This window comes from Thauera sp. 27 (genome assembly GCF_000310125.2).
GTDB classification, from domain to species: Bacteria; Pseudomonadota; Gammaproteobacteria; order Burkholderiales; family Rhodocyclaceae; genus Thauera; species Thauera mechernichensis.
Map to the genome: position 1 here is coordinate 19,415 of NZ_AMXB01000045.1, position 14,294 is coordinate 33,708.

The 14,294-nt window shown below is 65.6% G+C and carries 12 protein-coding genes and 2 tRNA genes; 12 read left to right on the forward strand and 2 right to left on the reverse strand.

Annotated features, from left to right (window positions below; translation table 11 throughout):
- Positions 1–16 precede the first annotated feature (16 nt).
- The 11 genes from hisS to B447_RS18830 all read left to right on the forward strand — a co-directional run bounded on the left by hisS (position 17) and on the right by B447_RS18830 (position 10,859).
- Positions 17–1,315 (forward strand): histidine--tRNA ligase, encoded by a 1,299-nt coding sequence (gene hisS, locus B447_RS18780; protein WP_002924775.1) that lies wholly within the window; start codon positions 17–19, stop codon positions 1,313–1,315.
- Positions 1,315–1,959, forward strand: a complete 645-nt coding sequence (locus tag B447_RS18785; protein ID WP_002944215.1) for a tetratricopeptide repeat protein — start codon at positions 1,315–1,317, stop codon at positions 1,957–1,959. The genes hisS and B447_RS18785 overlap by 1 nt, the downstream gene beginning before the upstream one ends.
- Before the next feature lie 3 nt (positions 1,960–1,962).
- On the forward strand, positions 1,963–3,105 hold the full coding sequence (gene bamB, locus B447_RS18790; RefSeq protein WP_002944217.1) for an outer membrane protein assembly factor BamB: 1,143 nt from the start codon (positions 1,963–1,965) through the stop codon (positions 3,103–3,105).
- Between the two features lie 12 nt (positions 3,106–3,117).
- A complete protein-coding gene (der, locus tag B447_RS18795; protein WP_002924771.1) occupies positions 3,118–4,446 on the forward strand; it encodes a ribosome biogenesis GTPase Der in 1,329 nt (442 codons plus the stop codon).
- Between the two features lie 113 nt (positions 4,447–4,559).
- Complete coding sequence (gene hfq, locus B447_RS18800) at positions 4,560–4,796, forward strand: RNA chaperone Hfq (protein WP_002924769.1); 237 nt, start codon at positions 4,560–4,562, stop codon at positions 4,794–4,796.
- Between the two features lie 51 nt (positions 4,797–4,847).
- Positions 4,848–5,993 (forward strand): ribosome rescue GTPase HflX, encoded by a 1,146-nt coding sequence (gene hflX, locus B447_RS18805; protein WP_002944219.1) that lies wholly within the window; start codon positions 4,848–4,850, stop codon positions 5,991–5,993.
- A 14-nt stretch (positions 5,994–6,007) separates the two neighbouring features.
- A complete protein-coding gene (gene hflK, locus B447_RS18810) occupies positions 6,008–7,306 on the forward strand; it encodes an FtsH protease activity modulator HflK (protein WP_002944221.1) in 1,299 nt (432 codons plus the stop codon).
- On the forward strand, positions 7,306–8,187 hold the full coding sequence (gene hflC / locus B447_RS18815) for a protease modulator HflC (protein ID WP_002924766.1): 882 nt from the start codon (positions 7,306–7,308) through the stop codon (positions 8,185–8,187). The genes hflK and hflC overlap by 1 nt, the downstream gene beginning before the upstream one ends.
- Before the next feature lie 6 nt (positions 8,188–8,193).
- The gene (locus B447_RS18820) at positions 8,194–8,379 is read left to right on the forward strand and encodes a DUF2065 domain-containing protein (protein WP_002924765.1); all 186 of its coding nucleotides are present in this window, start codon (positions 8,194–8,196) and stop codon (positions 8,377–8,379) included.
- 7 nt (positions 8,380–8,386) lie between these two features.
- Positions 8,387–9,544 (forward strand): ATP phosphoribosyltransferase regulatory subunit, encoded by a 1,158-nt coding sequence (locus B447_RS18825; protein WP_002924764.1) that lies wholly within the window; start codon positions 8,387–8,389, stop codon positions 9,542–9,544.
- Positions 9,545–9,548: 4 nt separating this feature from the next.
- On the forward strand, positions 9,549–10,859 hold the full coding sequence (locus B447_RS18830) for an adenylosuccinate synthase (RefSeq protein ID WP_002944224.1): 1,311 nt from the start codon (positions 9,549–9,551) through the stop codon (positions 10,857–10,859).
- A gap of 155 nt (positions 10,860–11,014) precedes the next feature.
- Here the strand turns inward: B447_RS18830 and B447_RS18835 are convergent.
- Both B447_RS18835 and B447_RS18840 read right to left on the reverse strand, forming a co-directional pair.
- Positions 11,015–11,099, reverse strand: a tRNA-Leu gene (locus B447_RS18835).
- Positions 11,100–11,279: 180 nt separating this feature from the next.
- Positions 11,280–11,364 (reverse strand) — tRNA-Leu (locus B447_RS18840).
- A 261-nt stretch (positions 11,365–11,625) separates the two neighbouring features.
- Between B447_RS18840 and rnr the strand changes: the two genes are divergently transcribed.
- Positions 11,626–14,294 (forward strand): ribonuclease R (gene rnr, locus B447_RS18845; RefSeq protein ID WP_002944226.1); only part of this gene is annotated, 2,669 nt, incomplete at its 3' end.

Genomic DNA, 14,294 nt, shown 5'->3' on the forward strand with positions numbered 1-14,294 from the left:
CAAAGACCACGCATTCATGAGCCAGACCTTGCAGGCCGTGCGCGGGATGAACGACATCCTGCCCGACGACGCCGAAACCTGGGAGTACTTCGAGAACATCGTGCGCGACTGGCTGCAGAGCTACGGCTACCGGCCCATCCGCATGCCGCTGGTCGAGCCGACACCGCTGTTCAAGCGCGCGATCGGCGAGGTCACCGATATCGTCGAAAAGGAGATGTACTCCTTCGAGGACGCCCTGAACGGCGAGCACCTGACACTGCGCCCCGAGGGTACGGCGTCCTGCGTGCGTGCGGCCATCCAGCACAGCCTGATCGCCGCGGGCGGCCCGCAGCGTCTCTATTACTACGGCCCGATGTTCCGTCACGAGCGTCCGCAGAAGGGGCGCTACCGCCAGTTCCACCAGATCGGCGTCGAAGCGCTGGGTTTCGCCGGTGCCGACACCGATGCCGAGTTGATCCTGATGTGCGCTCGCCTGTGGGACGACCTCGGCCTCGAGGATGTCGCGCTCGAGATCAATTCGCTCGGCGCTCCCGAAGAGCGCGCGCAGCACCGCGCGGCACTCATTGCCTATCTCGAGCAGCATCAGGACAAGCTCGACGAGGATGGCAAGCGCCGCCTGCACACCAATCCGCTGCGCATCCTCGACACCAAGAACCCTGAACTGCAGGCCATCGTCGAGGGCGCGCCCAGGCTTGCCGACTACCTGGGTGATGAATCCAAGGCGCACTTCGAGGCTGTTCAGGTCTTCCTCAAGGATGCAGGTATCCCGTTCCGCATCAACCATCGCCTGGTGCGCGGGCTGGACTACTACAACCGCACCGTCTTCGAGTGGGTGACCACGCGGTTGGGCGCGCAGGGCACGATCTGCGCCGGCGGACGGTATGATGGTCTGTTTGCGCAACTCGGCGCCAAGCCGCAGCCTGCGGCTGGCTTCGCCATCGGCATCGAGCGCCTGTTGCTGCTATGGCAGGCCTGCGGTGGCGAGAGCGAGCGTGCTGCGCCCGACGCCTATGTCGTCAGTGTCGGCGAGGCTGCGCAGCGCCTGGCGATGCGGGCGGCCGAATCCTTGCGCGAGCATGGTTTTGCGGCGCTCATGCATTGTGGCGGCGGCAGCTTCAAGTCGCAGATGAAGAAGGCCGATGCCAGCGCAGCGCCGGTCGCGGTGGTCATCGGCGAAGAGGAGGCTGCCGCAGGCGAGGTTGGCCTCAAGCCGCTGCGCGGTGGTGGTGTGCAATTGCGTGTCAGCCTCGAGGCCCTGCCCGAGGCGATGGCGGCGCTGCTGTATTCCGACGAATCAGTACAAGAGGGTCAATGATGGCGGTATACGATCTTGAAGAGCAGGAGCAGATTTCCGAGCTCAAGGCGTGGTGGGCGCAGTACGGCAATCTGGTCGTCGCCCTTGCCGTAGCTGCCGCGGTGGCTTCGGTCGGCTGGCAGGGCTGGCAGTGGTACCAGAACCGCAGTGCAGTTGCCGCCGGCGGGCTTTACTACGCCGTGCAGCAGGCTGCCGAGCAGCAGGATGCGCACAAGGCGCGTGAGGCTGCGGGGCGCTTGATCGGCGAGTATCCGGGGACGGTGAGCGCGCAGCTGGGCGCCCTGTTGTCTGCCGCGCTGCAGTTCGAAGCGGGCGACCTGGTCAATGCCCGCGCGCCTCTCGAGTGGGCGGCGGACAAGGGCAAGGACCCTGCGCTGCGCGATCTCGCGCGCCTTCGACTGGCGGCCGTGCTGCTGCAACAGGGGGAACTGGAAGCCGCGCTTGCCCGCCTGCAGCCGGCACCGTCAGCGGCCTACAAGGCCCGCTTCGATGACCTGCGCGGTGACATCCTGGCCGCGCAGGGCAAGCTGGTCGAGGCCCGTGCCGCCTATCAGGGCGCGATTGACGCACTTGCCGGCGACGGTGACGAAGCCGTCACGCTGCGCGAGGTCGTGCGTGTCAAGCTTGAATCCCTTGGAGTCTGATCGATGAAGCTGTCTTCGCTGCGTGTTGTTCCGCTCATCGCCGCAGTGGTCTTCGCCACCGGCTGCTCTTCGCTCAATCCCTTTGCGAGTTCGGCAGCAAAGCCCGCGCCGCTCGTCAGTCTCCAGCCGAGCGCGCAACTCGTCAGCCAGTGGCGTGCCGATATCGGTGATGCAGGCATCTACCGTTTCCAGCCTGCGGTCTGGAGCGACAGCGTCTATGCCGCAGCGCATCGTGGAGATGTCGCTCGTTTCCAGGGTGGCGCGGCGGTGTGGCGGGTGCAGGCGGACAAGCGCCTGTCTGCGGGTGTCGGTACCGATGGTCGCCAGGTTGTTGTGGTCGCGACCGACGGCACGGTGATCGCATTCGATGCTGCCAACGGCAGCGAGCGCTGGCGTGCGGCGGTTGGTGCCGAGGTGCTCGCGCCGCCGGCGGTGGGGTTCGAGATCGTTGTCGTGCGCGCTTCGGACAACCGCCTGATTGCGCTCGACGCGCGCGATGGCAGCCGGAGGTGGGTGTACCAGCGTAGCAACCCGCCGCTGGCGCTGCGCAGCTTTTCCGGTGTGGTGCTCGAAGGGTCGGTGGTGCTCGCCGGCTTCCCGGGTGGCCGCCTGGTCGTCATCAATGCGGCCAACGGTGGTGCGATCACCGAGCTCAACGTTGCGATGCCGCGCGGTGCCACCGAGCTTGAACGTGTGGCCGACGTTGCCGGCACGCCCGTGGTCGGGCGGCGCGAGGTGTGCGCGGTGAGCTACCAGGGGCGCGCGGCCTGCTTCGACAGCACCAATGGCAACGCCCTGTGGGCGCGCGATTTCTCCAGCAGCGTGGGCATGGACCGCGACGTCCGCTTTGCCATGATCACCGACGATAACGACGCCGTGCATGCACTCGACGCCTACAGTGGCGCAAGCGTGTGGAAACAGGATGCGCTCGCTCGCCGCAAGGTGTCGCGTCCGCTCATCGTCGGCGACTATGTGGTCGTGGGCGACCTGGAGGGCTACGTCCATGCCCTCGAGCGCGAGAGCGGCCGCTTCGCCGCGCGCGAACGTGCCGGCAGCCGCCCGATCGAGGCCGATCCCGTTGCCTTTGGCCGGGGCTTTGTCGTCCAGGGCAGTGGCGGCGACATTACCGCGTACGAAGTACGCTGAGGCAAGGATTCAGTGAAACCCACCATCGTTCTGGTCGGCCGCCCCAATGTCGGCAAGTCGACCCTGTTCAACCGCCTGACGCGCACCCGCGATGCGCTGGTCGCCGACCAGCCCGGCCTGACCCGCGACCGCCATTACGGTATCGGCCGTGTCGGCGAGCGCGACTATCTTGTGGTCGATACCGCCGGCTTCGATCCCGTCGCCAAGGACGGCATCATGCACGAGATGGCGCGCCAGGCCGAGCAGGCGATTGCCGAAGCGGATGTGCTGCTGTTCCTGGTCGATGGCCGCGCCGGGCGCACGCCGCACGACGAGAACATCGCCGCGCGCCTGCGCCGTGCCGGGCGCCCGGTGCACCTGGTCGTCAATAAGGCCGAGGGGCTCGATCGCGCCATGGTCGCAGCCGATTTTCACGCGCTCGGCCTGGGCGACCCGCTGCCGGTATCCGCCGCTCATGGCGACGGCGTCAAGCAGCTGGTCGACATCGTGCTCGCCCCCTTCCCGGTGGATGAGGAAATCGAGGCGCGCGAGGATGAAGGGCCCAAGGTTGCCATCGTCGGTCGCCCCAATGTCGGCAAATCCACCCTGGTCAATACGCTGCTCGGTGAGGAGCGCGTGATCGCCTTCGATCTGCCGGGCACCACGCGCGACGCGATCGCGATCCCCTTCGAGCGCGCCGGCCGGCGCTACACCCTGATCGATACCGCAGGCCTGCGGCGCAAGGGCAGGGTGTTCGAGGCGATCGAGAAGTTCTCGGTGATCAAGACCCTGCAGGCCATCCAGGAGGCCAACGTCATCGTGCTGGTGCTCGATGCGGCGCAGGATATCTCCGACCAGGATGCGCACATCGCGGGTTTCGCTCTCGAGGCCGGGCGCGCGCTCGTGGTGGCGATCAACAAGTGGGATGCGGTCGATGAATACCGTCGCGACCGCCTCAAGGCCGATATCGCACGCAAGCTCGCCTTCCTGTCCTTTGCGCGTTTCCACCAGATTTCGGCGCTCAAGGCCGAAGGCATCAACGGCCTGTTGAAATCGGTCGATGCGGCCTATGCGGCGGCGACCGCCAACCTGGCGACGCCGCGCCTGACGCGTACCCTGCAGCAGGCCGTTGCCCGCCAGGCCCCGCCAAGGCATGGCATGGCGCGCCCAAAGATGCGCTACGCGCATCAGGGGGGCATGAACCCGCCGGTGATCGTCATTCACGGCAATGCACTCGATGACATTCCGGCGTCCTACGTGCGCTACCTCGAGCGCTGCTTCCTGGAGGCGTTCAAGCTTCAGGGCACGCCCTTGCGCATCCAGTTCCGCACCACGCACAATCCGTTCGCGACGCGGTCCTGAGCATTTTTTCGATGCACTTCTGCTTTCCACACCCGGATTTCGTTGCATACTGCAATGCCGCAGTGCAACAAGAATCCCGCATTCTTATAAACACAATATAAAGAGGTTCAACGATGAGCAACAAAGGGCAACTTCTACAAGACCCCTTCCTCAATACCCTGCGCCGCGAGCACATTCCGGTGTCGATCTATCTCGTCAATGGCATCAAGCTCCAGGGCCAGGTCGAGTCCTTCGACCAGTACGTCGTTCTGCTCAAGAATACCGTGACGCAGATGGTCTACAAGCACGCGATCTCCACCGTCGTGCCTGCCCGCCCTGTGGTCATCCAGCAGGACGAGGGCAGCAACTGAGAGCCGTGTCCAAGCGCTGCGGCCGGCGCATGACGGTCGCGGGGAGCATGCATGTTTGAGCGTCCGGCATCGGGCGAGCGTGCCATACTCGTCCAGCTCGACCTTGGTCAGGGTGCGATCGAAGAGCGCCTGTCGGAGCTCAAGCTGCTGGTCGGCAGCGCGGGCGCCAGCGTCGAGGGCGTGGTGCAGGGCCGGCGCGCCTCGCCCGACTCCAAGCTCTTTGCCGGCAGCGGCAAGGTGCAGGAGATCGCCGAGGCCCTGCGTGCGAATGCAGGCGACATCGTGGTGTTCAATCACGCCTTGTCGCCCGCCCAGCAGCGCAATCTCGAGCGCGAACTGCAGTGCATGGTCATCGACCGTACGGCGTTGATCCTCGACATCTTCGCGCAACGCGCACGCAGTCATGAAGGCAAGCTCCAGGTCGAACTGGCTCAGCTCGAGCACCTGGCGACGCGGCTCGTGCGCGGCTGGACCCACCTCGAGCGCCAGAAGGGCGGCATCGGCCTGCGAGGCCCGGGCGAGAAACAGCTCGAGACCGACCGTCGCCTGCTCGGCAACCGCGTCAAGATGCTCAAGACGCGTCTTGCGCTGATCGAGAAGCAACGCAAGGTCAGGCGACGAGCCAGGGAACGCCGTGACGTTCTGTCTGTCTCTCTGGTCGGTTACACCAATGCGGGCAAGTCGACGCTGTTCAATGCGCTGACGAAGGCGGGGGCCTATGCGGCCGACCAGCTCTTCGCCACGCTGGATACCACGTCGCGCCGTCTCTACGTAGGCGGGGCAAATGTGGTGCTCTCGGACACCGTTGGCTTCATCCGCGACCTGCCTCATGCGCTGGTCGCGGCATTCCAGGCAACGCTCGAAGAGACTGCGCAGGCCGATCTGCTGCTTCACGTGGTGGATTCGGCCAGCGAGGATCGCGACGCCCAGATCGAGGCGGTGAACCAGGTCCTGGCCGAGATCGGTGCCGCCGAGGTGCCGCAGATCCTGGTCTGGAACAAGATCGACCTCACCCGAGCCGCTGCGGCGGTCGAGCGGGGCGACTGTGATAAACTCAGGCGCATTTTTTTGAGCGCCCGAACGGGGGAAGGTCTCGACCTGCTTCGCGATGCGCTCGCCGAAGTAGCCTCGCAGACCTTCGGTGACGACGCCGGCCGGGCAACCGGCGCGGCAGACGAACGGTCAGAACAATCGTGATAACAGGCATCCTCATGTCACTCAATGACCCACGCTGGGGTGGTCAGGGCGGAAGCGACGGCGATCGCGGCCGCGATGACGGCAACCGCAACGACGACAATCGCGGTGACCGCAACCGCGGCAACAATCAGGGACCGCCCGACCTCGAAGAGGTCTGGCGCGACTTCAATCAGCGCCTGACGGGCATGTTCGGTGGCAAGCGCCCGAGTCGTGGCAACGGCAATGGTGGTGGCAGCGGCGGCGGCAGTGGTCCGCAGATGCCGAGCTTGTCGCCGCGGCAGTTCGGCGGCGGCATGGTCGTGCTGCTCGTGCTGGTCGCCTTGGTGTGGCTGGCGAGCGGTTTCTACACTGTCGATGCGAACCAGCGCGGCGTCGTGCTGCGCCTGGGCAAGTACGTGCAGACCACCGAGCCCGGCTTGCGCTGGAGGTTGCCGGCGCCATTCGAGACGCACGAGATCGTCGACCTGACCGGGGTGCGTACTGTCGAGGTGGGCTACCGTGGCTCCGAGCGTAACAAGGTGCTGCGCGAGTCGCTGATGCTCACCGACGATGAGAACATCATCAACATCCAGTTTGCCGTGCAGTGGGTGCTGAACGCACCGGAGAACTACGTCTTCAACAACCGCTTCCCGGATGAGGCTGTCGCGCAGGCGGCCGAGACTGCGATGCGCGAGATCGTCGGCAAGAGCCGCATGGACTTCGTGCTGTACGAAGGGCGCGAGGAGATCGCCACCACGGCGCATGAGCTGATGCAGCGCATCCTCGATCGCTACCAGACCGGTATCCAGGTCAGCCGTGTGACCATGCAGAACGCCCAGCCGCCGGAGCAGGTGCAGGCCGCGTTCGACGACGCGGTCAAGGCCGGTCAGGACCGTGAGCGGCAGAAGAACGAGGGTGAGGCCTACGCCAACGACGTCGTGCCGCGTGCCCGTGGTACGGCCTCGCGACTGGTTGAGGAGGCGAATGCCTACCGCGACCGCGTCGTCGCCAACGCCGAGGGTGAAGCCAGTCGTTTCAGTCAGGTGCTGGCCGAGTATCAGCGTGCGCCCGGCGTGACCCGCGAGCGCCTGTATATCGACACCATGCAGCAGGTGTTTTCCAGCACCTCGAAGGTCATGATCGATGCCCAGGGCAATGGCAACCTGATGTTGCTGCCTCTCGACAAGCTGATGCAGCAGAGCGGTGGTCGTGCCCCTGCGGCGGCACTGCCCGATTCCCAGTCCGCGGCCGGTCTCAGTGCGAATGCACCGATGCCGTCGACGGATCCGCGCGCCCGTGGTGGCGTACTCACTCGTGAGCGGGGAGAGCGTTGATGCGTGACAAGATGTCCCTGATTGGCGGCGTGCTGCTGCTCGCCGTGATGATCGCCTCGATGTCGCTGTTTACCGTCGACCAGCGCCAGTATGCGATCGTGTTCCAGCTTGGTGAGGTCAAGGAGGTCATCTCCGAGCCCGGCCTCAACGTCAAGCTGCCCTTCATCCAGAACGTGCGCTACTTCGACAAGCGCATCCTCACCATGGATACGCCGGAGCCGGAGCGCTTCATCACGTCCGAGAAGAAGAACGTGCTGGTCGACCACTTCGTCAAGTGGCGTATCGTCGATCCGCGCCTCTACTACGAGTCGGTGGCGGGTGACGAAGCGCGGGCGCGTACGCGCCTGAATCAGACCGTGAATGCCGGGCTGCGCGAGGAATTCGGTCGTCGTACGGTGCATGACGTTGTTTCCGGCGAACGCGACCGCATCATGGAACAGATGCGCGAACGTGCCGACCGCGACGCCCGCACGATTGGCGTGCAGATCGTCGACGTGCGCCTGAAGCGGGTCGACCTGCCCAACGAGGTTTCCGAGTCCGTGTATCGGCGGATGGAGGCCGAGCGCAAGCGCGTCGCCAACGAGCTGCGCTCCCTCGGTGCGGCAGAGGCCGAACGCATCCGCGCCGATGCCGACCGCCAGCGCGAGGTCATCGTCGCCGAAGCCTATCGCTCCGCGCAGGAGATCATGGGTGAGGGTGATGCTCGTGCAACGTCCATCTATGCCGAGGCCTTCGGGCGCAACCCCGACTTCTATTCCTTCTATCGCAGCCTGGAGGCCTATCGGGCCAGTTTCGCCGGTCGCGAGGACGTCATGGTCGTCGATCCGAGTTCGGACTTCTTCCGCTTCATGAAGGATTCGGGAGGCGCTTCGCGCAACTGATCCCGCATGGGTAGCTCGCTATTGATCGCCTTCGCGCTGATGCTCATCATCGAAGGCATCCTTCCGTTCATCGCGCCAGCCGCCTGGCGCGAAACTTTTTTGCGTCTCGCCAGCATGGGCGACGGTCAGATCCGCTTCATCGGGCTGACCTCCATGCTGGTCGGGGTGATCCTGCTATTCATCTTCCTCTGACACGCACATGCGCTGGGTACTCCCCGACCACATCCAGGACGCCCTGCCGTCCGACGCACACCAGCTCGAGACCTTGCGTCGCAGGCTGCTCGACGCTTTCCGCGTGCGCGGCTATCAGCTGGTCATGCCGCCGCTGCTCGAGTATCTGGATTCGTTGACCACGGGGGCCGGGCAGGATCTCAAGCTGCGCACCTTCAAGCTCGTCGACCAGCTCTCCGGGCGGACGATGGGCGTGCGTGCCGACATGACGCCGCAGGTCACGCGCATCGACGCGCATCTGCTCAACCGCCAGGGCGTTTCGCGCCTGTGCTATTGCGGCAGCGTGCTGCACACCCTGCCGTCCACGCTCACCGCCACGCGCGAGCCGCTGCAACTCGGTGCCGAACTCTACGGCCACGCCGGGATCGAGGCCGATGTCGAGATCCTGCGCCTGCTGGCTGAGGTGCTGCGCCTGGCCGAGGTGCCCGCCTCGCGTATCGACATCGGTCACGTGGGCATCTTCCACGCGCTGGCGTCGCGTGCGGGCCTGGTGCCTGGGCGGGAGGAAGAGCTCTTCGATCTGCTGCAGGCCAAGGATGTGCCCGAGCTGCAGAACATGCTTGCCGACGTTGCCGAGCCGGTGCGCGGGGCGCTGCTGGCCCTGCCAACGCTTTACGGTGGCCCCGAGGTGCTTGCCGAGGCGCGTGCGCGCCTGCCGCAGGATGCGGGTATCGGCGCCTTGCTCGGCGAACTTCAGCAACTGGCCGACGCGCTTGCCGACCTGCCGATCAGCTTCGATCTCGGCGACCTGCGCGGCTATCACTATCACAGCGGTGTCGTCTTTGCCGCATACGGTGCGGATTCGCCGGCGGCGCTCGCGCTCGGCGGGCGCTACGACCGCGTGGGCGAGGCCTTTGGTCGCGCGCGGCCAGCGACCGGCTTCAGTCTTGACCTGCGCGAACTGGTGTGGCGGCTGCCGGCTGCGTCGGCGATGGCCGGCGGTGTGCTTGCGCCGCTGGAAGGCGATGCCGGGCTGGCGGAGGCAATCGCGCACTTGCGCGCGCGTGGCGAGATCGTCATGAGCGCCTTGCCTGGGCATGAAGGAACATGGAAAGAGGCCGGCTGCGACCGGCAACTGGTGAAGCGGGACGATCGCTGGGCGGTCGTGCCGTTACAGGGAGAGTAAGAAAATGGCAAAGAACGTCGTCGTCGTTGGCACCCAGTGGGGTGATGAAGGCAAGGGCAAGATCGTCGACTGGCTGACCGATCACGCCAAGGGCGTGGTCCGCTTCCAGGGTGGTCACAATGCGGGTCACACGCTGGTGATCGGCCAGAACGAGTACAAGCTCAATCTGGTGCCCTCGGGCATCGTACGGGAAGGCGTTGCCTGTTTCATCGGCAATGGCGTGGTGCTCGACGCGCATCATCTGCTGTCCGAGATCCGCACGCTCGAGGCGGGTGGCATCAAGGTTCGCGAGCGCCTGCGCATCAGCCCGGGCTGCCCGCTGATCCTGGGTTACCACAGCGCGCTCGATCGCGCGCGCGAGGCGGCCAAGTCCGCCGGCGACAAGATCGGGACCACCGGAAAGGGTATCGGCCCGACCTACGAGGACAAGGTCGCTCGCCGCGCGCTGCGGGTGTACGACCTGTTCGACCGTGAGCGTTTCGCGGCCAAGCTCAAGGCCAACCTCGAATACCACAACTTCGTCCTCACCCAGCACCTGGGTGCAGAGGCGGTGGACTTCCAGCCGGTGTACGACCAGGCCATGGCGGATGCCGAGGAGCTGCTGCCGATGGTGGCCGATGTGTCGGCCGAGCTTTACGCGATCAACAAGTCGGGTGGTTCGCTGCTGTTCGAGGGCGCGCAAGGCACGCTGCTCGACATCGACCACGGCACCTATCCCTTCGTGACCTCGAGCAACTGCGTGGCCGGCCAGGCTGCGGCCGGCTCGGGTGTGGGCCCCAGCCGCCTGCATTACGTGCTCGGCATCACCAAGGCCTACTGCACCCGCGTTGGCGGCGGCCCGTTCCCGACCGAGCTCGACATCGAGACCAAGGGCGTGCCCGGCGAGCAGATGTCGACCAAGGGGCGTGAGTTCGGTACCGTCACGGGCCGCAAGCGCCGTTGTGGCTGGCTGGATCTTGCCGCCCTCAAGCGCTCGATCATCATCAATGGCGTTACCGGGTTGTGCATCACCAAGCTCGACGTCCTGGATGGTCTCGAGGAACTCAAGCTGTGCACCGGCTACATGCTCGACGGCAAGCGCATCGACCTGCTGCCGATGGGCTCGGAAGAGGTGACGCGCTGCGAGCCCATCTACGAGACCATGAAGGGGTGGAGCGGAACGACCTTCGGTGCGCAGAGCTGGGATGCGCTGCCGCAGGAAGCGCGTGCCTATCTGCACCGCATCGAGGAGATCTGCGAGATCCCGATCGATGTGATCTCGACCGGCCCCGAGCGCGACGAAACCATCTTGCGCCGTCATCCGTTTGGCGCCTGATTTCTGCGCTACCCGGCAGGGGCGCGCGCTGCGCCGTCCTGCCGGCATCCTGGCTGCGCGTACTGTTCTGGTGCGCGACGGCGCGATGTCCCGGGCAGGCGGTGCTGGCGACGTGAACGAAAAAAGCCGGCTGTCAGCCGGCTTTTCCCTGCAACTGGTGCCCAGAAGAGGACTCGAACCTCCACGCCTCGCAGCGCTAGTACCTGAAACTAGTGCGTCTACCAATTCCGCCATCTGGGCAGGGAGGCGCATAATAGCAAACAGTTCGCGGCAAGGCAAACGCAAAACATCTGCAGTCTCCTTGCGGCAAGCGTTGGGCTCTCGGGCGTGTCCTCTGTCTTTCGTTGCGCCGTGTCATCGCGAGCTGCGCGGACGGCAAAAACAAAAAAGCCGCTCCGAAGAGCGGCTTTCCTGTGAAACTGGTGCCCAGAAGAGGACTCGAACCTCCACGCCTCGCGGCGCTAGTACCTGAAACTAGTGCGTCTACCAATTCCGCCATCTGGGCAAGAAGACGCGCATTATAAGCATGAAAAGAAGATTGTCAATGACTCGTAAAACGAAAAAGACCGAAAAGAAGAAGACAGCCAAGGCTGTTCCGCAGAGCGGGATGTCCAGAGCCAGTGCTGCATCAAGCAAGACGAAGGTGGCGACGAAAGCGCCCCGGCGGGGTACGGAACCGGCTGCAGCGCCCCGCCACGACCCCGCTGGGGCGGGCAGCCCCGTCAAGGGGCCGGGGCGCAGCCGTGCGGCACGCAAGGCCGCCGCCGTGAACGCAAGTGCGGTCAGGCAGGCCGACCCCTTCTACGCCCGAGAGCTGGCGCAATACGAGCATCCGCTGCCCAGCCGTGAGTACGTGCTGCAGGTACTCGCCGAGCGAGGCGTGCCACTGTCCTTTGCCGACCTCGTCGCCGCACTTGATGTCGCGCCTCACGAGCTCGACTTCTTTGACCGTCGCCTGCGTGCGATGGAGCGCGATGGCCAGATCATCCGCAACCGCCGCGATGCCTACCTGCTGCCATCCAAGGTGGACCTTATCAAGGGCCGTGTGGAGGGCCATCCCGACGGCTTCGGTTTCCTGCGTCGTGACGACGGTGAGCCGGACATCTTCCTCGGTCCCAAGGAAATGCGCGAGCTGCTGCACGGCGACCGCGTCATCGTACGCATTGCCGGCCAGGATCGTCGTGGCCGGCCCGAGGGCAAGCTGGTCGAGGTGCTCGAGCGTGCCAACAAGCGCGTGGTGGGCCGTGTCATCAACGAGCACGGCGTGATGATCGTCGTGCCCGAGAACCGCCGCCTGGCGCAGGACATCCTGGTTGCGCCGGGTGGGCGCAAGAAGCCCGAGGCCGGGCAGATCGTCACCGTCGAACTGGTTGAGCAGCCCACGAAGTTCGCACAGCCGATCGGCCGCATCGTCGAGGTCCTTGGCAACTACGCCGATCCGGGGATGGAGATCGAGATCGCGCTGCGCAAGCACGATCTGCCCTTCGAGTTCTCGTCCGAGGCCAAGGCGCAGACGCGCAAGCTGCCTGATGTGGTGCGCAAGAAGGACTGGGCCGGGCGCGAGGACCTCACCAAGCTGCCGCTGGTCACCATCGACGGCGAGACCGCCAAGGACTTTGACGACGCGGTTTACTGCGAGCGCCAAGGCAAGGGCTATCGCCTGATCGTCGCCATTGCCGACGTCTCGCACTACGTCGATGCCGCCAGCGCACTCGACAAGGACGCCTTCGACCGCGGCAATTCGGTGTACTTCCCGCGTCGCGTCATCCCGATGCTGCCGGAAAAGCTCTCCAACGGCCTGTGCTCGCTCAACCCGCAGGTCGAGCGCCTGGCCATGGTGGCCGACATGAACATCTCGGCCACTGGCGAAATCAAGAACTACCGCTTCTATCGCGCGGTGATCTGGTCGCACGCGCGCCTGACCTACAACAAGGTCGCCGCCGCCCTTTACGACAAGGACCCGGCGGTGCGCGCCGAGCTGGCCGCGCTGCTGCCCCATCTCGAGAACCTCGACACGCTCTTCCGTGTGCTGCTCAAGGCGCGCGCCAAGCGCGGCGCGATCGACTTCGAGACCACCGAGACGCGGATGATCTTCGACGACAACGGCAAGATCGCCCAGATCGTGCCCGAGGTGCGCAACGATGCCCACCGCCTGATCGAGGAGTGCATGCTCGCTGCCAACGTGTGTGCGTCCGACTTCCTCGCCAGCCGTGAGCACCCGGCGCTGTACCGGGTGCACGACTCGCCCTCCGAGGACAAGCTTGCCAAGCTGCGCGAGTTCCTGAAGGAGTTCGGCCTCGGCCTGGGCGGCGGCGAAGAGCCGCGCGCGAGCGACTTCGCCAAGCTGCTTGAGCAGGTCAAGGACCGACCCGACGCCCAGTTGCTGCAGACCGTGATGCTGCGCTCGCTCAAGCAGGCGATGTACAGCCCCGACAACGTCGGCCACTTCGGTCTCGCCTATGAGTCCTACACCCACTTCACCTCGCCGATCCGGCGTTATCCCGACCTGCTGATCCACCGCGGCATCAAGGCCGCGCTGGCGGGCGAGCAATACCGCCCCGGAGACTGGGAGCAGATCGGCCTGCACTGCTCGATGACCGAGCGTCGCGCCGACGATGCCACCCGCGATGTCGTCGCCTTCCTAAAGTGCTACTTCATGCAGGATCGCGTCGGCGAAGAGTTCACCGGCAGCGTGTCGGCAGTCGTGCCCTTTGGCCTCTTCGTCGCCCTCGACGACATCTTCATCGAGGGCCTGCTGCACATCTCCGACCTGGGCAGCGACTACTTCCACTACGACGAGATGCGCCACGCCCTGATGGGTGAGCGCTCCGGCAAGCAGTTCCGCCTCTCGGACCGGGTCAAGGTGCAGCTCGTGCGGGTCGACATGGCGACCAACAAGATCGACTTCCGCCTCATCGAAGGCCCGCTGCCGGTCGAGGTGAAGACGCCTGTCACGCCCGCCGATGTCGTGCCCGTCGCGGTCGGCGGCGAGGCAGGAAAGAGGGTGCGCAAGCCGCGCGCGAAGAAGGGCGAGGCGGCGTCTGCGCCTGCCATCGAGATGTCGGTCGTGGCTGCGGAGACCGTCGAACCCAAGGTCCGCAGCAAGCGTGCCAAGAAACCCGCCACCGAACCAGTTGTCGAGGCTGCGCCCGTGCAGGTCGGTGAAGCGCAACCTGCGGTGACCGATCCGGCTGCGCCAAAGTCGCGTACCACGCGCGCAAAGAAGGTGGCTCCCCGCCCGGAGCCCGAGCAGGTGCCCGAGGCCGCAGCCGTGCCTCCGGCCGGCGAACCCAAGCCCCGCAGCGCGCGTGCGAAGAAGACGGCCGTCACTCCGATTGTCGAAGCGCCTGTCACCGTGGCGGCGGTCGTCGCGCCCGCGCCCCGCAAGTCACGGGCAAGTAAGGCCGCCGCCGAGCCGGCCGCCGCCCCCGTGGC